We start from the raw sequence: 19518 nt of genomic DNA on the forward strand, positions 1-19518 counted from the left end.
ATCAGAACAAAGACAGCTGGTCGCCCCTTCGGGGCGGCACGGCAAACAGGTCGCTGCGCAGCGCTGGTTGCGGGGTGTTCAGCGCCAAACGCCGCGCGGCGTGCCGAAACCGCTGGTCAATCATCTGGGCATAGGGCCCGTCCCCGCGCATGCGTGTGTGCCATTGCGCGGAATACAGCTTGCCATCGTGCATTTCCCGCAGCCGGTTCAAAACCCGCTCTGCGCGGTCGGGGTAATGCTCGACCAACCATTCGCGCCAAAGCGGCGCCACCTCAAGAGGCAGGCGCAGCATGATCCAGCTTGCGCTCGTGGCGCCGGCCTCAGCCCCCGCCTCGAGAATTGCTTCAAGCTCGGGGTCGGTCAGGGCCGGCACAATCGGCGAGGCCATAACCCGGACGGGAATGCCGGCTTCCACCAACCGGCGGATGGTTTTCAATCTGCGCTCAGGGTCCGGCACGCGCGGCTCCATCGAGCGCGAAAGCTTGCGATCCAAAGTGGTTACCGAGATCCCGACCCGCGCAAGACCCTGCTTTGCCATATCGGACAGAATGTCGATGTCTCGTTCGATCAGACTGCCCTTGGTCACGATCGCAACCGGGTGCCTGTGCGCTGCGAGAACGCTCAAAATGGACCGTGTGACTTCCTGCTCCTGTTCGATCGGCTGATAGGGATCAGTATTCGTCCCGATTGCCAGAGGCGCGACGCGATAGGATTTTCTGCGCAACTCTTGGGCCAGAACCTCCGAGATCGCAGGCCGCGCAATGAGCCGCGTTTCAAAGTCCAGTCCCGGCGAAAGGCCCAGATAGGCATGCGTCGGCCGCGCAAAGCAATAGATGCATCCATGTTCACACCCCCGGTACGGGTTGATGGAGCGGTCAAACGGCAAGTCCGGCGAACGCTGGTAGGTGATCGCACTGCGCGGCCTTTCCAGACTGACCTGCGTCCGCAGGATCGGACGATCCTCGGGGATGTCCCAGCCGTCATGCGTATCGGCATGGGTAAACCGTTCGTATCGCCCCGAATTCCGGCTGATCGCACCCCTGCCCCGGCGCTGCTCTTTGGGCACCGGACGGAGGGATTTGGGCAATTCGGAAGACATCAGGCAAATATGGAACATAATAAGAACATTTGCAATCCGAACGAATTCGATCCCCCGCGCGTCGGAACCTGCGCGCTCTTGGTCGCAATCCGGCAATTGAATCGCAAACAAAACGACGAATAGTCAGGTATATCCGGGGTATGCGGTGGCATGCCCCTTCAGAAGGAATAGCGCAATGTCCGACGAAGAAGACGACATCATCCTCTCCGAACTCGACGACGAGGAACTTGTCCAACAGATGTTCGACGACCTCTATGATGGTCTCAAGGAAGAGATCGAAGAGGGTGTGAACATTCTGCTGGAACGCGGATGGGAACCGTACCGCGTACTTACAGAGGCGCTCGTGGGTGGCATGACGATTGTCGGCCATGACTTCCGCGACGGCATTCTGTTCGTGCCCGAGGTTCTGCTGGCTGCCAACGCCATGAAAGGCGGCATGGCCATTCTCAAGCCGCTTCTGGCGGAAACCGGCGCACCGCGCATGGGCAAAATGGTCATCGGCACTGTCAAGGGCGACATCCACGACATCGGCAAGAACCTTGTGTCGATGATGATGGAAGGGGCCGGTTTCGAAGTCGTCGATCTGGGGATCAACAACCCCGTCGAAAACTATCTCGATGCCATTGCCACCGAAGAGCCGGATATTCTGGGAATGTCCGCCCTGCTGACCACGACCATGCCTTATATGAAGGTCGTTATCGACACGATGGTCGAAAAAGGGATTCGCGACGACTATGTCGTTCTGGTGGGCGGCGCGCCTCTGAACGAAGAGTTCGGCAAAGCAATCGGTGCAGACGCCTACTGCCGCGATGCGGCTGTTGCGGTTGAAACGGCCAAGGATTTCATGTCCCGCAAGCACAATCAGATGGCGGCCGGCTGAATCTTGCACAGCCCCGAGACAATTCCTGCCAAAAGGTCCCATCTTTGTGATGGGGCCTTTTTCTTTGCAAAAATCTGCCGCATACTGGCCTCAGTAGGAGATCGGTATGCCTGTCACATCCTTTGCCCTTTTGGTCGTTTTCGTTCTTGCTGCAGCGGGTGCTACCCTTTGGGCGCTGAACGCCTTTGGGCTCATGACAGTCTTGCCACTCGCACTTTGTCTAGCTCTGGCCGCTCGCTGGGCGATGGCCCATGTTCCCCATGACGACGGGCAAGCCTGACACCACGGCTGTCACCGCAGAGCCCCTGTCCCCCGACACGTTGACCGATTCCGGCCTTGCACCGGCCGGACAAGGCCGAACGCTTTTGTTGGCCTGTGGGGCGCTCGCCCGCGAAATCCTGGATATCAAACGGATGAACGGCTGGGATCATCTCGATCTGGCCTGCCTGCCCGCGATCCTGCACAACCATCCAGAACGGATCACCCCGGCTGTCCGCGAAGCCATTGCCGAGCACAAAGACAACTATGATCGCATCTGCGTTGTCTATGCAGACTGCGGAACCGGCGGACTGCTTGCAGCGGCCTGCGAGGAACTGGGCGTAGAGATGGTGCCCGGGCCGCATTGCTACGCATTCTTTGACGGAATCGACGCCTTCGCAGAGCGCGGCGAGGTGACAGCGTTCTATCTGACCGATTTTCTGGTGCGTCAGTTTGATGCCTTTGTCTGGAAACCGCTCGGGCTGGATCGCCACCCGCAACTCAGAGACATGTATTTCGCGCATTACGAAACACTGGTTTATCTGGCGCAGACCGAAGATCCAAAGCTGACAGCCATGGCGCAGGATCAGGCCAATCGTCTTGGCCTAAAATTCGAGCACCGCCAAACAGGTTATGGTGATCTGGCCCAGACCATGAAGACCTGGGCCGAACCGGATCAGGGTTGAAGCGATTCCTGCAAGATGAGCGAGGCCGGGACCAACGATATGGTGCCTGCGCGATCCTGCAGACCCCATTGGATCAGCGCCGAAACCGTGTCAGCGCGCACCCGTCCAACCAGCACGACGGACCCTTCCTGACTGGCACGCAAAGCCGCCATATCCAGCACGCGTCGGATCACGCCGGTGGCCTGCCCCTCACTGTCCAGGTCCCGAAATACAGCTGCCGACGGAACGCCGGCGCGCACAGCAAGCTGTTGGCCGGTATTCAACCCCTTGGCCTGCAACAGCAGGCCATGCCCGGTTGAGGCGAGGTACTCGGCCACTTGTGTCGAGGTCTGACGGTTCTGCTGCAACCCGCCTTCCGGTGCTTCGAGCACTGCTACCGCCTCTGGCACGATGTCCAGAGCCGCCTGCATGGACACTTCGATATCGGTGGCCTGCGCACCTTCGGGCACATTCGCGATAACCATGACCTCGAATCCATTCGCACGATACCCAGCAGCCGCAGCAGCCGGGTCCGGATGTCCTGAGGAAATCGCAAAGCTCAGAGGAAAGGGAAACGAACGAAGAGCCTCGGGGCCCAATGGCCCACTGCCGTCGTCAATCAGGACGACAGCGAAACGCGGCACACCCGCTTCGGGGTCTGCGGGCGCAGCAAACTGCATCAGGGGACTGCTTTGTGATACGGCAATAGCCGGGGCAGCCGCTGCAGGATCAGCCGCACCAATTCGCGGCAAGCGGCTTTGGGTCACTGCACTGTTACGCCCGATCAGAGATCCGGCTGGCTCGCCGATCGAAGGCCGCGCAGCACCCTGTTCCGGCGCAGCCAAAGCCACGTCTTCCTCTTGCGCTGGCAAAGGATCAGCCGGGGCAACGTCCAATTCCGGGATACCATCCGCGTCTGGGGCTGTCAGTGCACCACCAGCGGCACCCAGAGCGGCGTTGACCGGCGCTTCGGGCTTGGGCGCATCCAGCGCACCCTCTTGCGCGGGGGCGGCATCGGCCTGAACCGGGGCTTCGGGAACTTCAGGGCGGCGTGTTGGGTCTTCCGGCGCGCCGGGCGAGGCGTCCGCATCCGGAGCATCCGGTGCAATCAGAGCCTCAGCCTGATCCGGGGCTGCATCCGATCCGGCGCCAACGGCAGCACCGGCATCCTGTGGCGCAGGATCAGTCTCCGCCAAACCCTCAGGCGCAACACCCACCGCCGGGGCAACGGGGCGCGCCAGAGGCTGAGCTGGCAAATCCTGCTCTGATGGCGCGGCCAATGCAGGGGCATCCTGCGCTGCCGGGGCAGCCTGTTGATCGGCAGGCGCGCTCAGCGCAACCGCGTCACCCGCCTCGGGTTCCATCGGCGCATCCGGCGCCGCAGCGACCTCGGGCGCAGTTTCGGCAGCGGAATCAACGGCCGGTTCCGCGGGCGCCTCAATCTGTGTTGCGGTCGCATCAGCCGCTTGGTCGTCAGCGCGGTCTGGCGGACCCATCGCAATCGAAAGACCCCCTGCCCCGATCGCGGCCGCGACAGTGCCCCAAACAATACCTGCGAACGTTCCTCGTGCCATTGCTTCCGCCCTTTGCCCTGATTGGTCAGCCACATCCTGTGCTGACCGGCCCGCGGTTCCGCCTGTGCCTTTCTCTACCCGGGTTGCGCTCTGAACACGGGGCGAAGGCTTGACGCCGCTTGGCCTGCCTGCGCATGTATACCGCGACATAGGCCAACGCCGCCAGACCCAAGAACCGCATGACCGCAGACTGGTGAATTCCAGCAACCCGAAAGCCCGAACCGATGTTCCTGTTGATCGATAACTACGACAGTTTCACCTATAATCTGGTCCACTATTTCGGCGAACTTGGCGCCACGATGAAGGTGGTTCGCAATGATGCGCTGGATGTGCAGCAGGCCATGGCCCTGAACCCAGCCGGAATCGTATTGTCCCCTGGTCCGGCCACACCCGATCAGGCCGGCATTTGCCTCGCGCTGACCGAGGCCGCCGCAGAGACAAAAACGCCGCTGATGGGTGTCTGTCTTGGCCATCAGACCATTGGGCAGGCTTTTGGTGGCACCGTGGTACGCCATGATGAGATCGTGCACGGCAAGATGGGCCAGATGCACCACGAAGGCGGCGGGGTCTTCAAGGGGCTGCCATCGCCGCTGGCTGCCACACGCTATCACAGCCTCGTTGTGCGGCGGGATGATCTGCCCAGCTGCCTCGAAGTTACGGCATCGCTCGAAGACGGCACAATCATGGGCCTGTCGCACCGCGAGCTGCCCATCCATGGCGTTCAGTTCCACCCGGAATCCATTGCATCCGAACACGGCCACGCGCTGCTGAAAAACTTCCTAGATTTCGCGAAAGAGACCGCATGAGCGACGATATCCGTCCCCTGATCGGCCAAGCCGCCGACCGCCCGCTGACCCGCGCCGAAGCCGAAACGGCCTTTACGATCCTGTTCGAAGGGGCCGCAACCCCAGCGCAGATCGGCGGCTTGCTCATGGCGCTGCGCACCCGTGGTGAAACCGTTGATGAATACTCGGCCGCCGCTGCGGTCATGCGGGCAAAATGCAACAAGGTTGCTGCCCGCGCAGGCGCGATGGACATCGTGGGCACCGGCGGCGATGGAAAAGGCACGCTGAACATCTCAACCGCCACGGCCTTTGTGGTCGCAGGCGCAGGCGTGCCTGTTGCAAAGCACGGCAACCGGAACCTGTCGTCAAAATCCGGTGCGGCAGATGCCTTGGGACAGATGGGCGTCGAAGTCATGATTGGCGCGCAGGCCGCCGAAGACGCGCTGGCCGAGGTCGGGATCTGTTTCATGATGGCGCCGATGCACCACCCTGCGATGGCGCATGTGGGCCCGGTCCGCGCAGAGCTGGGCACCCGCACGATTTTCAATATCCTTGGCCCGCTTACCAACCCCGCGGGCGTCAAACGCCAATTGACCGGCGCCTTTACCCGTGACCTGATCAGACCCATGGCCGAAGTTCTGGGGCAGCTTGGGTCAGAACGGGCCTGGTTGGTTCACGGCTCTGACGGCACGGATGAGCTTGCCATTTCAGGTGTCTCATGGGTGGCCGCTCTGGAAGAAGACGGATCTATCCGCGAAACGGAATTGCACCCAGAGGACGCCGGATTACCCACGCATCCCTTTGAAGACATTCTGGGAGGGTCACCCGAAGACAACGGGAAGGCCTTTGCTGCACTGCTGGATGGCGCGCAATCGGCCTATCGTGACGCCGTTTTGCTGAACGGTTCCGCAGCATTGGTGGTATCGGGCAAGGCCAGCGATCTCAAGCAGGGCGTCGAGATGGCCCGCGAGAGCATCGACAGCGGCGCGGCCAAAGGCAAAATCGAAGCGCTTGCGACGTTCACACAATCACGGGCATGAACGCGCCTGTTCATTGGCAGCATCTGCCGTTCTTTCAGACACGCTGGCCAGCGCTGGAACAGCGCCTTGCGGCTGAGACCCGGCAGATCCTGCCGCCCGACTCCATGCGATTTGCCGCGCTTGAGGCTTGCAGTCCCAGCGACGTTCGGGTGGTCATTCTGGGGCAGGATCCCTATCCAACGCCCGGCCATGCGCACGGCCTGGCTTTTTCCGTTGCGCCCGACGTGCACCCCTTACCCCGCTCTTTGGGTAATATTTTCAAAGAGTTGCAAAGCGATCTTGGCGCGGCACCCGAATCCGGTGATTTGCGCTTCTGGGCCGCTCAGGGCGTTCTGCTGCTCAACACTGCGCTGAGTGTGCCTGCCGGTGACGCCGGCGGACATGCCAAGCTGGGGTGGTCAGATCTGACCCGCGATGTGTTGGCCAGCCTGAACGAGCGTCCACGCGCTTTTGTCCTTTGGGGGAACCATGCCCAAGGCTTTGAGCCTGCCATATCGGGCGCGGATCACCTGATTTTGCGCAGCGCGCACCCGTCGCCGCTGTCAGCCCGGCGCGGCTTTTTCGGCTCGCGCCCCTTTTCCCGCGTGAACGACTGGCTTAAAGCCAGAGGGGACACGCCGATCAACTGGACGGACCCATGACGCAGACCATTCTGGACAAGATCAAGGCCTACAAGCTGGAAGAAGTGGCCGCCGACAAAGCCAAGCGCCCCGCCGCAGACGTCGAGGCCGCGGCCCGTGAGGCCAGCCCGGTGCGCCCCTTTGCAGCCGCGCTGATGCAAGCCGCCACACACGAATACGGACTGATTGCCGAGGTCAAGAAGGCCTCACCGTCAAAAGGTCTGATCCGGGCGGATTTCGAGCCAGCCAAACTTGCCGCTGCCTATGAAGCCGGAGGTGCGACCTGCCTTTCGGTGCTGACCGATACGCCCAGCTTTCAGGGTGCCAAGGACTTTCTTGTGCAGGCCCGCGCCGCAACCGGCCTGCCCGCGCTGCGCAAGGACTTCATGTATGACACCTATCAGGTCGCCGAAGCCCGTGCGCTTGGGGCTGATTGCATTCTGATCATCATGGCCTCGGTTTCGGATGCGCAGGCGCAAGAGCTTGAAGACTGCGCCACGAGCTGGGGCATGGATTCGCTGATCGAGGTCCACGACGGCGAGGAACTGGATCGCGCACTTGCGCTAAAGAGCCCGCTGATCGGAGTGAACAACCGCAATCTCAAGACCTTTGAGACAACGCTGGACACAACCCGTGAGCTGTCCAAACGCATTCCCGAAGGCCGATTCCTGATTTCCGAATCCGGGTTGAACACACCGGCTGACCTTGCGGATATGGCTGCCCACGGTGCCCGCGCCTTCCTGATCGGCGAAAGCTTGATGCGGCAGGACGATGTCACCGCGGCGACCAGAACGCTGCTCAAGAACCCGGTGCCAGCATGAGCGGCCTGACCCATTTCGATGCCGAAGGCCACGCCCACATGGTGGACGTGTCCGAAAAGGCCGTCACTTCGCGGATTGCAACCGCCGAGGGCTACATCAAGATGCAGCGCGAAACCTTTGATCTGATCACCGAAGGTCGCGCCAAAAAAGGCGATGTCGTCGGCGTGGCGCGACTGGCCGGGATCATGGGGGCCAAGAAGACCCCCGAGTTGATCCCACTGTGCCACCCCCTGCCCGTGACCAAGGTAACCGTCGATCTGACACAGGATCCTGAACTGCCGGGTTTGCGGATCGAAGCGACTGTGAAGACAACCGGCCAAACCGGCGTCGAGATGGAGGCGCTGACCGCCGTATCGACCTGCGCACTGACCGTCTACGACATGGTCAAGGCGGTGGACAAAGGCATGGAAATCGGCGGCGTCCGCGTGATCCTCAAAGACGGTGGAAAATCGGGTCGGTACGAAGCCACATGATCACCGGTCGTTCGCTAGAGTTGTTTTTCGTTGATGGGCGCCCTGATGGAATGCTGACGGCCGAGGTCTTTAATTGGACTGGTCACGTGCTGAGGCTGCCCAAAACCCAATTGGCCGATGGTTTGAAACGCCGTGAAGCCAAGCAGACCGGCGTTTACTTGCTTCTGGGCGAAAACGATTTTGGTGAATTGGCGTATATAGGCGAAGCGGAAAATATGGCAGAACGCCTACGCCAACATCTCAGCCAGAAAGAGTGGTGGAACGACGCTATACTCATAACGACTGCCGGCGACGCACTGCACAAAGCACATGTGAAATATCTAGAAAGCCGTCTGGTGGAAATCGCAAAGGACGCTCAGATCTGTCCGTTGGAAAATGGCAATATTCCCTCGCGGCCAAGTCTTAACGAGGCCGCCACAGCCAACATGGAGAGCTTTCTATCAACTCTTCAAATGGTTCTCCCGGCAATCCGTGTGGATTTGTTTCAATCCAAAAAGAGACCTTCCCCGAGCCACTCCATCTCAGAGGCTACCTCAAGAGTAGAACTGGAACTGCGACTTGCCAAAAGAGGTCTTAGAGCAACCGCGTTTCTCGAAAACGGTGAGGTCATCGTTGAGTCTGGTTCGCAATTGGTCAGCCGCTGGGTCGGAAAATCAAAGTACCACGAACACGTCCAACTAAAACACGCGCATTTGCTGAACTCAGACATCGTCGAAGTGGGCCCCGAATTGTCAGTGTTCAAAGAGAATTACGCCTTCTCAAGTCTTAGCACGGCTGCTGCCACCATTCTTGGACGATCCTCCAATGGCCGAACTGAATGGAAGCTTCGTGAGGATGGGCGCACCTACGCCGAGTGGGAAGAAGATGCGCTGTCAAAATTGGACACAAACGAGTAGCCACATGATCACCGTCACCCAAGCGCTAGAGCAACTGTTCTCGATTGCCCCGAACACCGGGGTTGAGGACGTACCTTTGCTGGATGCCTCGGGACGTGTTCTGGCCAAGAGCGTGCAGGCCCGGCGCGAACAGCCGCCCTTTGCCGCCTCGGCCATGGATGGCTATGCGGTGCAAGAGGCGTCACCCGGCGACATCCTGACCGTCATCGGTGAAAGCGCTGCGGGCCATCGTTTTGAAGGCGCTGTCGCGGCGGGAGAGGCCGTGCGGATCTTTACCGGAGCGCCAGTGCCCGAGGGCGCAAACCGCGTCGTGATTCAGGAAGACGTGCAGCGCAACGGCGACACGATCACCATTGGCGACAATCTGGATACGAATGTCTACATCCGCCCATCAGGTGGCGACTTCCACATTGGCGACAGCGTGGCGGCGCCGCGCCTGTTGGACCCTCAGGATGTCGCGCTTTTGGCGTCGATGAACATTGCGCAGGTTCCCGTGGCCCGCAAACCCGTGATCGCGCTGATTTCGACCGGAGACGAACTGGTCATGCCCGGCGATACGCCCGGCCCGGATCAGATCATCGCCTCGAACACCTTTGGTTTGCATGCCTTGATGCGCAATCTGGGTGCCGAACCGCGTTTGCTGCCCATTGCCCGAGACAACGAAGCATCGCTCAAGACTGTCATTTCTCTGGCGGAGGACGCGGATCTGATTGTCACCATCGGCGGCGCGTCGGTCGGCGATCATGATCTTGTGGCCTCAGTAACATCCGGCATGGGCCTGGACCGGGCCTTTCACAAGGTTGCCATGAGACCGGGCAAACCGTTGATGTCCGGTCGTCTGGGCGAGACCATGATGATCGGCCTGCCCGGCAACCCTGTCTCTGCAATGGTGTGCGGACATATCTTTGTTGCGCCCGTTGTCCGGGCCATGATGGGATTGCCAGCGGTGCCTGCGCCGCGTCAGATCGCCCCTCTTGGTGCAGCAGTGTCCCGCAACGGCCCCCGCGAGCACTACATGCGGGCCCGCCTTCGTGATGGCGAACTGCAGCCTTTCGGACGTCAGGATTCGAGTCTGCTGAGCATATTGGGTGAAGCAAACGCGCTGATTGTCAGGCCCGTTGACAGCCCTGCACTTGATGTCGGTGAGCAGGTCGAGTTCATTTCAATCTAAAGGCGATCAAGCCTGATCTTCTCGTTGCAGATCTAGATTAAATTTGCACAAACGAAACCAAAAATGCGCGTATTGTCAACAATATGGGCAAATTTCAACCTATCCGGAAATTTAATATTTACCATACACTTTAAACAACTTAAACGTGCTAACGGGCCATAACTAAACACTTCAACGGTACAAACGGAGCACGTCTTGAACCAAAAACCCAAACGAAAGAAACCACACCGACCATTTTTTGCAAACCGGCGACGGATGATCATTCTCAGCATCATAAGGGACATCCTGCACGACGCCGCAGACAGTGATCACGACATCCATCGGACCATCACGCAGTGGTGCGCCAGCAAAGAAGGTCAATCCATCATCCGCAGCAGTGGATTGTCGAATGTCTCAAACCTTGCGGACAGTCTGGCGGAACTTAGCGACGAATACCGCAAAACAGGTCGCCCTCTCTCACGGCGTCAGATCATCACTCATGTGGAGCTTAACCTCGCCGATCCCGAGGACGAGAGCCAATTGTTTCGGGGTTTTCAAAACCTGTCCCAGAAGCACACGGACCAACGCGCCTTGAAAGTCGCCTCCAAATAGTCCGACACTCAGTGAGCACAAAAAAAGGATAAACCTCAGCATAGCATCGGCCTCCTTTTCAAAATTGTTGACACAAAACAAGAACACAAATAGAACAAACGTTAACAAAACGGGAAAAGGTGGCCGAGCATGCTGACCAAGAAACAACTGGATCTACTGGAATTCATCAACAAACGGATGACCCGCGACGGGGTGCCGCCCAGTTTTGATGAAATGAAGGACGCGCTGGATCTGCGCTCGAAATCCGGTATTCACCGTTTAATCACTGCTCTGGAAGAACGCGGCTTTATCCGCCGCCTGCCACATAGAGCGCGCGCCCTCGAAATCCTGAAGCTGCCAGACAGCATGGGTGGCAAACCCGCGGGCTTTACCCCACAGGTCATTGATGGCGATCGCCCCGATCATCAACCCAGCGTCGCGCAAAGTGTGACCGCCTCCGGCGTGTCCGAACTGCCGCTGATGGGCCGGATCGCAGCGGGTGTTCCGATCGAAGCGATCAACGAAGTGCCGCCGCAAATCGCTGTTCCCGGCCAGATGCTGAGCGGACAGGGTCGGCACTATGCGCTTGAGGTCAAGGGCGACTCGATGATTGATGCGGGCATCAACGACGGCGACGTTGTTGTGATACGCGAAACCACGGTCGCAGACGAAGGCGACATCGTCGTTGCGCAGGTCGAAGGCTATGAAGCGACATTGAAACGTCTGCGCAATCGCGGCGACATGGTCGTTCTCGAGGCGGCCAATCCAGCCTATGAGTCGCGGGTATTGCCCAAGGGGTCGGTCAGCGTTCAAGGCAAACTGGTCGGCTTGATCCGCACCTATTGATCCGGTGCCGTCCCTGCTCTGACCGCAGGGACTGCCCATGCAAACGCAATGGGCCGCGGATCTGCACCATTCCAAAGACGGCGGCCCGACACCGAGGCCGCCGTTTTTATTCTCAGTTGCCCGTCAGACAGCCAAAGCGCCACGGCGCCGCTTTGTTTCAGCCGGCTCGGATCAAAGACGCGGCACGCCCCTTTCAGTTCAAAGGCAACGCTGGCCACAAGGATTTGTTCACCCTCACAGCCCTGATAGGCCGCCACGGCACGCTTGCCCTGCAGATGGACCAATGACCACGGCCCGAGCGATACCTGCGCGCGGCGCGGCGCAGGCCGATCCTTCCAAAGCGCAGCAGCCAAAGCCTGATCGCCGCCAAATCCATCGTTTTCCAGCCAATTCTGAGCAACGAACCCAGCGCCCTTTTCCTTGGACAGCGCACGCCCTTGATCGGTCATCACCCCGACGAGCGCCCCGTTTGCAGAAATCAGAATGTCCGGGCGATCCGTTTGCGCCCAAAGCACCGCAGCCAGAGCAATGGGCAGCGCCCCTACAACACGCAATCTGCCCTGCCATAGTGCTGTGAACAGTGCACCAAGTGCGAGCAATGGCAAAACCAGTGGACCCGGCGCAACAATCGTTCCAACCGCGCCATCCCATTGCGCAACCGTTTGAGCGACCCACAAGATCCACTCCAAACCCAGTTTCATCAGCGCGAGCGGCATCCAATCCAGCCCAAACGGCAGCAACAAAGCAGCCAGAACCGCCATTGGCACGACAACCAACCCCATGATCGGCACCGAAACGAGATTGGCGATCAATCCGAAATGCGCGATCTGATTGAAGTGGGCCATTCCAATCGGGGCAGTCGCCAACCCGGCCACCGCAGAGGAGACCACCAAGGACACAAACGGGACGCTCCAACGCGGCGCGCGGCGTTGACCGCGCATTTTGCTGATTTTCTCAAAGACCGCCACGAGTGCCGTCGTTGCAGCAAAAGACATCTGAAAGCCCGGGCCCAGCAACGCTTCGGGTTGCCAGCACAGGATGATCAACGCGGCAATGGCCACCGCCCGCAAGGACAAGGCCCGCCGATCCAGCACGACCGCACACAGCGCCACCGCCACCATCACAAAGGCCCGTTCAGTCGCGACATTGCCGCCAGACAAGGCAAGATATCCGCTGGCTGCCATCAAGGCAGCCGCCGCCGCAATTTTCTTGGTGGCGCGTCTATGCCGTGTGGCGGGCAGAGCCAGCAGCACCAGTCGCAGAGCGCCAAAGACAAACCCCGCCAGCAAACCCATGTGCAGACCTGAGATCGCCAACAAATGCGCAAGGTTCGTATCCCGCAGCGCCTGTAAGGTGCCCTGCCCCATACCGGACCGATCACCAGTTGTGACAGCGGCTGCAAATGCACCGGCTTCGCCCGGTATCATGCGTTGCACATGCGCTGAATAACGCATGCGTATCTTGAACACGCTTTGCCCGCGACCAGCCTCTTGCAGCAGAAGCACGGGGGTCCGCGTATATCCCACAGCGCCCAGACCAAGAAACCAGGCATGGCGACGAAAATCAAAACCGCCCGGTTCAACCGCACCATTAGGCGCAGACAGATGACCCGTGAGAATGATGCGGGCGCCCGGCTTCGGATCGATGAACCCCTGCTCTCCGTGCAATGATATTCTGACCCTGTGGGGTGTTTTGGCGGGTGACATCCTTTCCAGAACCACCTCGTCCAGCGTCAGGCGTACCGCGTCCGATGCGCTGCGGTCGATTCCAACAATCCGGCCCTCGATGGCGCCATAGTATCGGAAGTCGAGCACAGGACCTGCAACCTGATGTGCCCGGTTCCCTGCCAGCGAAAACCCCAACGCCGTCAGACCCAAAGCCAACAGCATCGGCCCCCAAGTGGCTCCGAGCCGTCTTTGCCAAAGGATGCAGCCCAGTCCGAATAGCCCGGCCAGCCAAAGCGAGGTGATCGCAGGTTCCTGTTTGAGCGCGAAATAACCGCCTATTCCGATTGCCAGAAAGACCGGGGACCACGGAAACAGAAATCCGCGCTGACCCAGCACAGCGCTTTGCAGTGGTCCCAGCATGCAGGCCTCGGCTTGCCCCAGTCTTGCTCATGGGCGGGGGGATGGTTAAGGAACGCTCAACTTGTGCCACACCACCCCTTAGCAAAAGGTTAACCATGTCCGATCAGGTCGTCACACGCTTTGCCCCCTCGCCTACCGGTTACCTGCATATCGGCGGCGCAAGAACTGCGCTGTTCAACTGGTTGTATGCCCGCGGACGCGGCGGCAAATTTTTGCTTCGGATCGAAGACACCGACCGTGCCCGATCAACACCAGAGGCCACGGCCGCAATCCTCAAGGGCATGGAATGGCTCGGTCTGGATCATGACGGCGAAGCCGTCAGTCAGGCCGCCGGTGCCGAGCGCCATGCCGAAGTGGCGCATGAGCTGCTCGCCAAGGGTGCGGCCTACAAGTGTTTTTCGACACAGGACGAAATCGAAGCATTCCGCGAAGCCGCCCGTGCCGAAGGACGCTCGACGCTGTTCCAAAGCCCGTGGCGCGATGCCGATCCGGCCAGCCACCCAGATGCGCCTTATGTGGTGCGTCTGAAAACGCCGCGCGATGGCGAAACCGTCATCCAGGATCAGGTGCAGGGCGATGTGCGCATTCGAAACGATCAACTGGATGACATGATCCTGCTGCGCTCGGACGGCACACCGGTCTATATGCTGGCCGTTGTCGTTGACGACCACGACATGGGTGTGACCCACGTCATCCGCGGTGACGATCATCTGAACAATGCCGCACGTCAGATGGGGATATATACGGCAATGGACTGGCCGACGCCCACCTATGCCCACATTCCGCTGATTCATGGCCCTGATGGCAAGAAACTGTCCAAACGCCACGGCGCGCTTGGCGTTGAGGAATATCAGGCCATGGGTTATCCGGCCGCCGGTATGCGCAACTATCTGGCCCGGCTGGGTTGGAGCCATGGTGATGACGAATTCTTTACTGATGCTCAGGCAAAAGAGTGGTTCGACCTGAATGGAATCGGCAAAAGCCCCGCGCGTCTGGACTTCAAAAAGCTCGAAAATATCTGCGGTCAACACATCGCGGTTTCAGAAGATGCTGCGCTGCTGCAAGAAATTAAAGGCTATTTGGCTGCTGCCGGAAAGGATGCATTGTCAGCCGCGCAGGAACACGGTCTTTTGACTGCGCTCTATTGCCTCAAGGAGCGCGCACGGACCTTCCCTGATCTTCTTGAAAAGGCTCATTTTATTCTGACGTCCACTCCGGTGGAACCCGACGAGAAGGCTGCCAAGTCGCTGGATACGGTATCCCGTGGTATACTGGGATCATTGACGCCGCACCTGCAAAATGCTAGCTGGACGCGAGACGATCTGGAGGCGGTTTTGAACCGTTTCGCGGAGGACCAAGGCACCAAATTCGGCAAGTTGGCAGCCCCTATGCGGGCCGCTCTCGCAGGCCGGGCAGCAACGCCTTCGGTCTTTGACATGATGCTCGTTCTGGGGCGCGAGGAAACACTTGCGCGACTGACCCAGGCTGCGGCCACCGAAGACAGCTGAACGCCGCGCGTTCGCACCTTCTGGCCACGTGAATACAATTTGGCACGGCCTGACGATCTGGCCGCGCCCCACGATGAGACGAAGGGATGATCCAACATGGCTGACAGCAATAAATCCGCGACACTGACGATCGATGGGCAATCTTTTGAATTGCCGATCTATTCGCCAACGGCCGGTCCCGATGTGATCGATATCCGCAAGCTTTATGGGCAGGCCGGTGTTTTCACCTATGATCCGGGCTTTACGTCGACGGCGGCATGCGACAGCACCATCACCTTTATCGATGGCGACAAGGGCGAGCTTCTGCACCGCGGCTACCCCATCGACCAGTTGGCGGCGAAATCGCACTACCTCGAAGTTTGCTACCTGCTGCTCTATGGCAATCTGCCCACCGCGGCCGAGCTAGAGCATTTCGAGAGCACCATCACCCGTCACACGATGATCCACGAACAGATGCACAACTTCTTCCGCGGTTTCCGCCGCGATGCGCATCCGATGGCAATCATGGTTGGCGCGGTTGGCGCGATGGCTGCTTTCTATCATGACAGCACCGACATCACCGATGCGCGCGAACGTGAGATCGCAACACACCGTCTGATCGCCAAAGTGCCCACCATTGCGGCGATGGCATACAAGTATTCGATCGGACAGCCTTTTGTTTATCCGCGCAACGATCTCGATTACGCGGCCAACTTCCTGCACATGTGTTTCGCGGTCCCTGCCGAGGAATACCACGTCGATCCGATCCTGGCCCGGGCCATGGACCGCATCTTTACGCTGCATGCGGACCACGAACAGAACGCTTCGACCTCGACTGTGCGTCTTGCGTCGTCGTCGGGTGCCAACCCGTTTGCCTGTATTGCCGCTGGTATTGCCTGCCTTTGGGGCCCTGCCCACGGTGGTGCCAACCAGGCCTGCCTTGAAATGCTCAAGGAAATCGGCACGCCGGATCGTATCCCGGAATTCATCGCCCGCGCCAAGGACAAGAACGATCCGTTCCGCCTGATGGGCTTTGGCCACCGCGTCTACAAGAACTTTGACCCGCGTGCGACCGTGATGAAGCAGTCCGCCGACGAGGTGCTAGAACTGCTGGGCGTCGAAAACAATCCGCTGCTTCAGGTTGCGATGGAACTGGAGAAGGCCGCACTGGCCGATCCCTACTTCGCAGAAAAGAAGCTGTTCCCGAACGTGGATTTCTACTCGGGCATCATTCTCGAGGCGATGGGCTTCCCGACGTCGATGTTCACACCAATCTTCGCGCTGTCGCGCACGGTTGGATGGATTTCGCAGTGGTCGGAACAGCTTGCGGATCCACAGATGAAAATCGGCCGTCCGCGCCAGCTCTATCAGGGCGAAACCACGCGCGACTATGTGGATATCGAAAACCGGTCTTAATCCACCGCCACCTCCGAATCGTAAGGCCCGCCTGCATTCAGGCGGGCCTTTTTTTGTTTGTGGGCCATCATTTAGACAAACCCGCCTGTTTCCGGATCGTAAATAACGTTTGCGGAAAATTCGAAATTGTATCGGGGGCACATCCCGTCATGCTTCAATTGGGGCTGAATTGTGGCGGAAACGCATTGTTTCGCTAAAATTGGGCAGGAATTGGGCAGTTTGCAGGCACAAGGGTCGCAATTGAGTACCCGTCTACGGAGTTTGCCCCCATGTCCACGTCCACCAACACAGAAGTTCTGCTCGGCTGTCAGTCGCAGGTTCGCGTCGTCGTTATCGAAGATGCCGGCAACCTGGTCATTCAGGTTTTTGCCACCGACCCTGCCGTCACCGACGTTGATGCACTGTTCTTTAACCTGACCGATGACAGCGTGTCAGCGGATCTGACGATCTACCCGTCCATCAATGTCGAGAACGTAACCGGCTTCGATGTCGCCACTGGTACACTGAACCAGATGAACAACGGCGCACAGATTCAGGATGCCTATGACGTCCGGATCGAGTTTGGCACCCTGTCCGACACAAGCCAGGGTGACGTGGATCAGGCCGCCTTTACACTCTACGTGGATGGCGATCGTCCATTGACCGCAGACGACATCGATCTCAGCAACCTCACAGCCGTCATCAACTCTGACAGCGGCAACGGAATGGCCCTGACTGGCGGCAACGGCGCTACAGGCAGCGAAGTGACACTGGTTCTGGCCAGCGACGACTTTGACGGTCTGCATTCCGCCACTGACAGCGACATTGTTGCCTACAACGAAGGCTGGCAGGTCACAAACGGCGCGCTCGAAGCCAATGGTGCCAACGATGGCAATATCTATTTCGAATCCGTCGCCACGACGGGCGAAGCACAGATTTCCTTTGATGCCCGCGCGCCCCACACTGAGTACTTTGAAAACGGCGGATGCTACGGCGACAGCCTCGAAGTCTGGGTCTACGTCAACGAATCTGACTGGGTCCTGCTGGATACTTTCACCGTGAACGCCGATGGCACCGCGCTGGTTGGCGACACGACCGGCCAGACCATCACTGCGGAAACCCAGACCCTGACCTACGAGGGCGGCGCACTGGAAGACGCGGATAGCGTTCGTCTGGTTCTTGATGCCGATATCTCGGCCTCGAACGAAGAAATCTTTGTCGACAATGTCGAAGTGACCGAAACTGTCTACGAAGGTCCAACCGAAACCGTCGTCGAAGAAAACGTTGCATTCGAAGAAACCTTCGACAGCACATCCAATGTCAGCGCTGAACATGCGGCTGGTGTCGAGTACCACACGCGCTGGGACATGCGGAACGGCGAGTTGCAGACCGACGGTTGTGATGATGGTCAGATCTGGTTCGACGAAGTCGACGTGGACGGCCCTGCAACCGTGTCTTTTGATGCTCGCGCACCGCACACGGAGTACTTCGAAGACGGTGGCTGCTATGGCGATAGCCTCGATGTCTGGGCGCTCGTGGATGGCACGACCTGGGTTCACCTCGACACCTATGTGGTGAACGATGACGGAACCGCGTTGGTCGGCTCTGAAACCGGTCAGTCCATCTCGGCTGAAAGCCAGACCATCAGCTATTCCGGCGGTGCACTGGATGATGCAAGCAGCGTGCAGCTCTACATGTATTCTGACATCAGCGCGAGCAACGAAGAAATCTACTTCGACAACGTCACCGTGACTGAAACCGTAGAAACCGAAGTGCCTGTCGATGGCGGCGCGGACTGCGGCGAATATGCAGTCACCTATGACGATGTCATGCGGGCTGCGGATCACAACGACGATCAGACCACAGATCGTGCAGATCAACAGGATGACATGGCCGATATGATGGTCTGACCCTGTTTTGGGTGGGGGCACCCAAAGGGCGCGTTGGTTTTCACCAGCGCGCCCTGATTTCGTTCAGCGGGATATAATCGGCAAAGCCCGGGGTCAGCGGCCTTCGTATTTGGCCGGACGCTTTTCCAAAAAGGCCAGAACGCCCTCTTTGAAATCGCGCGTCTTACCGCAATCGCCCTGAAGGCGGGCTTCCAATGCCAATTGGGTTTCGATGTCGTTTTCAAACGACGCGCGCAAGGCTGTCTTGACGTGGGCATAGGCAGCAGTCGGCCCCTGTGCCAGATGCGCGGCGCGCGACTTCCAGTGGGCGTCAAAACCGGCTTCTGGAACCGCCTCATAGATCATGCCCCATTCGTCAGCCTGACGTGCGCTGATCTTATCGGCGAAAAGCGCCGCGCCCATTGCCTTGGCCAGCCCCATCTGACGCGGCAGGAACCACGTGCCACCGGCGTCAGGGATCAGACCGATCCGGGTAAAGGCCTGAAGGAAGAACGCGCCCTCGGAGGCGATCACCACATCGGCGCAGAGCGCCAGATTGGCCCCCGCTCCGGCTGCGGCACCATTGACGGCAGAAATCGTAGGAACCGGGCAGTCCATGATAGCGCGCAGCATCGGTACGTATTCGTCGCGCAATGTGCGCTCAAGATCGAGGTTTGCGGCATTCGCCCGGTCGCCCAGATCCTGACCCGAACAGAACGCCTTGCCGTTGCCGGTCAGAACAACCACCCGTCCATCGCGGCCACCCCGTTTCACGGCATCGGTAATTTCGGCGCGCATCTGCGTGTTCAGCGCGTTCATCACATCCGGACGGTTCAGCGTCACGGTTGCAACGCCGTCTTCTAAAGTGAATGTAATCGTGTCGTATTGCATCTGTTGGCTCCTGCAAGCGTTTGGGGCATCAAACACACGGGCGTGCGAAAAGGCAAAGGCAAACGCGGCGT

At 59.3% G+C, this 19518-nt stretch carries 19 protein-coding genes; 15 read left to right on the plus strand and 4 right to left on the minus strand.

Annotated elements, in window-relative coordinates; translation table 11 throughout:
* Position 1 precedes the first annotated feature (1 nt).
* Positions 2–1099, minus strand: coding sequence for a PA0069 family radical SAM protein (locus tag PFY00_RS07455; protein WP_271431908.1), 1098 nt, complete (start codon positions 1097–1099; stop codon positions 2–4).
* Positions 1100–1274: 175 nt separating this feature from the next.
* On the opposite strand from PFY00_RS07455, the gene PFY00_RS07460 reads away from it, so the two are divergent.
* The 3 genes from PFY00_RS07460 (at position 1275) to PFY00_RS07470 (ending at position 2923) form a co-directional block, all read left to right on the plus strand.
* Positions 1275–1979: a corrinoid protein gene (locus PFY00_RS07460; protein WP_271431909.1), complete on the plus strand. Its 705-nt coding sequence runs from the start codon at positions 1275–1277 to the stop codon at positions 1977–1979.
* 106 nt (positions 1980–2085) lie between these two features.
* Positions 2086–2259 carry a hypothetical protein gene (locus tag PFY00_RS07465; protein WP_271431910.1) on the plus strand — a complete coding sequence of 58 codons (174 nt, stop codon included), beginning with the start codon at positions 2086–2088 and terminating at the stop codon, positions 2257–2259.
* Entirely contained in the window at positions 2240–2923 is a 684-nt protein-coding gene (locus tag PFY00_RS07470) for a DUF1638 domain-containing protein (RefSeq protein ID WP_271431911.1), read from the plus strand. The genes PFY00_RS07465 and PFY00_RS07470 overlap by 20 nt, the downstream gene beginning before the upstream one ends.
* Here PFY00_RS07470 and PFY00_RS07475 read toward each other — a convergent pair.
* The gene (locus tag PFY00_RS07475) at positions 2914–4476 is read right to left on the minus strand and encodes a divergent polysaccharide deacteylase family protein (protein WP_271431912.1); all 1563 of its coding nucleotides are present in this window, start codon (positions 4474–4476) and stop codon (positions 2914–2916) included. The genes PFY00_RS07470 and PFY00_RS07475 overlap by 10 nt on opposite strands.
* A 224-nt stretch (positions 4477–4700) precedes the next feature.
* Here PFY00_RS07475 and PFY00_RS07480 point away from each other — a divergent pair, with 224 nt between their 5' ends.
* The 9 genes from PFY00_RS07480 (at position 4701) to lexA (ending at position 11698) form a co-directional block, all read left to right on the plus strand.
* Positions 4701–5282, plus strand: coding sequence for an anthranilate synthase component II (locus tag PFY00_RS07480; protein ID WP_271431913.1), 582 nt, complete (start codon positions 4701–4703; stop codon positions 5280–5282).
* Complete coding sequence (gene trpD / locus PFY00_RS07485; RefSeq protein WP_271431914.1) at positions 5279–6301, plus strand: anthranilate phosphoribosyltransferase; 1023 nt, start codon at positions 5279–5281, stop codon at positions 6299–6301. The genes PFY00_RS07480 and trpD overlap by 4 nt, the downstream gene beginning before the upstream one ends.
* Positions 6298–6942 carry a uracil-DNA glycosylase gene (locus PFY00_RS07490; protein WP_271431915.1) on the plus strand — a complete coding sequence of 215 codons (645 nt, stop codon included), beginning with the start codon at positions 6298–6300 and terminating at the stop codon, positions 6940–6942. The genes trpD and PFY00_RS07490 overlap by 4 nt, the downstream gene beginning before the upstream one ends.
* The gene (gene trpC, locus PFY00_RS07495; RefSeq protein ID WP_271431916.1) at positions 6939–7742 is read left to right on the plus strand and encodes an indole-3-glycerol phosphate synthase TrpC; all 804 of its coding nucleotides are present in this window, start codon (positions 6939–6941) and stop codon (positions 7740–7742) included. Before PFY00_RS07490 ends, trpC begins: the two co-directional genes overlap by 4 nt.
* Complete coding sequence (gene moaC / locus PFY00_RS07500) at positions 7739–8215, plus strand: cyclic pyranopterin monophosphate synthase MoaC (RefSeq protein WP_271431917.1); 477 nt, start codon at positions 7739–7741, stop codon at positions 8213–8215. The genes trpC and moaC overlap by 4 nt, the downstream gene beginning before the upstream one ends.
* Entirely contained in the window at positions 8212–9111 is a 900-nt protein-coding gene (locus PFY00_RS07505) for a GIY-YIG nuclease family protein (protein ID WP_271431918.1), read from the plus strand. Before moaC ends, PFY00_RS07505 begins: the two co-directional genes overlap by 4 nt.
* A gap of 4 nt (positions 9112–9115) precedes the next feature.
* On the plus strand, positions 9116–10282 hold the full coding sequence (locus tag PFY00_RS07510) for a molybdopterin molybdotransferase MoeA (protein ID WP_271431919.1): 1167 nt from the start codon (positions 9116–9118) through the stop codon (positions 10280–10282).
* A gap of 255 nt (positions 10283–10537) precedes the next feature.
* Complete coding sequence (locus PFY00_RS07515) at positions 10538–10873, plus strand: hypothetical protein (protein WP_271431920.1); 336 nt, start codon at positions 10538–10540, stop codon at positions 10871–10873.
* A gap of 129 nt (positions 10874–11002) precedes the next feature.
* Positions 11003–11698 (plus strand): transcriptional repressor LexA, encoded by a 696-nt coding sequence (lexA, locus tag PFY00_RS07520; RefSeq protein WP_271431921.1) that lies wholly within the window; start codon positions 11003–11005, stop codon positions 11696–11698.
* On the opposite strand, the gene PFY00_RS07525 is transcribed toward lexA, so the two are convergent.
* Complete coding sequence (locus PFY00_RS07525; RefSeq protein WP_271431922.1) at positions 11692–13785, minus strand: ComEC/Rec2 family competence protein; 2094 nt, start codon at positions 13783–13785, stop codon at positions 11692–11694. The genes lexA and PFY00_RS07525 overlap by 7 nt on opposite strands.
* 95 nt (positions 13786–13880) lie before the next feature.
* On the opposite strand from PFY00_RS07525, the gene gltX reads away from it, so the two are divergent.
* From gltX to PFY00_RS07540, 3 genes are all read left to right on the plus strand, one after another.
* Entirely contained in the window at positions 13881–15293 is a 1413-nt protein-coding gene (gene gltX, locus PFY00_RS07530; protein ID WP_271431923.1) for a glutamate--tRNA ligase, read from the plus strand.
* 96 nt (positions 15294–15389) lie between these two features.
* A complete protein-coding gene (gltA, locus tag PFY00_RS07535) occupies positions 15390–16688 on the plus strand; it encodes a citrate synthase (RefSeq protein WP_271431924.1) in 1299 nt (432 codons plus the stop codon).
* Between the two features lie 269 nt (positions 16689–16957).
* The gene (locus tag PFY00_RS07540; protein WP_271431925.1) at positions 16958–18577 is read left to right on the plus strand and encodes a hypothetical protein; all 1620 of its coding nucleotides are present in this window, start codon (positions 16958–16960) and stop codon (positions 18575–18577) included.
* Between the two features lie 93 nt (positions 18578–18670).
* On the opposite strand, the gene PFY00_RS07545 is transcribed toward PFY00_RS07540, so the two are convergent.
* Positions 18671–19447: an enoyl-CoA hydratase-related protein gene (locus tag PFY00_RS07545; protein ID WP_271431926.1), complete on the minus strand. Its 777-nt coding sequence runs from the start codon at positions 19445–19447 to the stop codon at positions 18671–18673.
* Positions 19448–19518 lie beyond the last annotated feature (71 nt).

The sequence above is a fragment of the Thalassococcus lentus genome (assembly GCF_028023555.1).
GTDB classification, from domain to species: domain Bacteria; phylum Pseudomonadota; class Alphaproteobacteria; order Rhodobacterales; family Rhodobacteraceae; genus Thalassococcus_A; species Thalassococcus_A lentus.

Bases quoted from the DNA above. Each gene is read 5' to 3' on its own strand.
- PFY00_RS07455 (WP_271431908.1), bottom strand. From the start codon at position 1,099: ATGTCTTCCGAATTGCCCAAATCCCTCCGTCCGGTGCCCAAAGAGCAG.
- PFY00_RS07460 (WP_271431909.1), top strand. From the start codon at position 1,275: ATGTCCGACGAAGAAGACGACATCATCCTCTCCGAACTCGACGACGAG.
- PFY00_RS07465 (WP_271431910.1), top strand. From the start codon at position 2,086: ATGCCTGTCACATCCTTTGCCCTTTTGGTCGTTTTCGTTCTTGCTGCA.
- PFY00_RS07470 (WP_271431911.1), top strand. From the start codon at position 2,240: ATGACGACGGGCAAGCCTGACACCACGGCTGTCACCGCAGAGCCCCTG.
- PFY00_RS07475 (WP_271431912.1), bottom strand. From the start codon at position 4,476: ATGGCACGAGGAACGTTCGCAGGTATTGTTTGGGGCACTGTCGCGGCC.
- PFY00_RS07480 (WP_271431913.1), top strand. From the start codon at position 4,701: ATGTTCCTGTTGATCGATAACTACGACAGTTTCACCTATAATCTGGTC.
- trpD (WP_271431914.1), top strand. From the start codon at position 5,279: ATGAGCGACGATATCCGTCCCCTGATCGGCCAAGCCGCCGACCGCCCG.
- PFY00_RS07490 (WP_271431915.1), top strand. From the start codon at position 6,298: ATGAACGCGCCTGTTCATTGGCAGCATCTGCCGTTCTTTCAGACACGC.
- trpC (WP_271431916.1), top strand. From the start codon at position 6,939: ATGACGCAGACCATTCTGGACAAGATCAAGGCCTACAAGCTGGAAGAA.
- moaC (WP_271431917.1), top strand. From the start codon at position 7,739: ATGAGCGGCCTGACCCATTTCGATGCCGAAGGCCACGCCCACATGGTG.
- PFY00_RS07505 (WP_271431918.1), top strand. From the start codon at position 8,212: ATGATCACCGGTCGTTCGCTAGAGTTGTTTTTCGTTGATGGGCGCCCT.
- PFY00_RS07510 (WP_271431919.1), top strand. From the start codon at position 9,116: ATGATCACCGTCACCCAAGCGCTAGAGCAACTGTTCTCGATTGCCCCG.
- PFY00_RS07515 (WP_271431920.1), top strand. From the start codon at position 10,538: ATGATCATTCTCAGCATCATAAGGGACATCCTGCACGACGCCGCAGAC.
- lexA (WP_271431921.1), top strand. From the start codon at position 11,003: ATGCTGACCAAGAAACAACTGGATCTACTGGAATTCATCAACAAACGG.
- PFY00_RS07525 (WP_271431922.1), bottom strand. From the start codon at position 13,785: ATGCTGGGACCACTGCAAAGCGCTGTGCTGGGTCAGCGCGGATTTCTG.
- gltX (WP_271431923.1), top strand. From the start codon at position 13,881: ATGTCCGATCAGGTCGTCACACGCTTTGCCCCCTCGCCTACCGGTTAC.
- gltA (WP_271431924.1), top strand. From the start codon at position 15,390: ATGGCTGACAGCAATAAATCCGCGACACTGACGATCGATGGGCAATCT.
- PFY00_RS07540 (WP_271431925.1), top strand. From the start codon at position 16,958: ATGTCCACGTCCACCAACACAGAAGTTCTGCTCGGCTGTCAGTCGCAG.
- PFY00_RS07545 (WP_271431926.1), bottom strand. From the start codon at position 19,447: ATGCAATACGACACGATTACATTCACTTTAGAAGACGGCGTTGCAACC.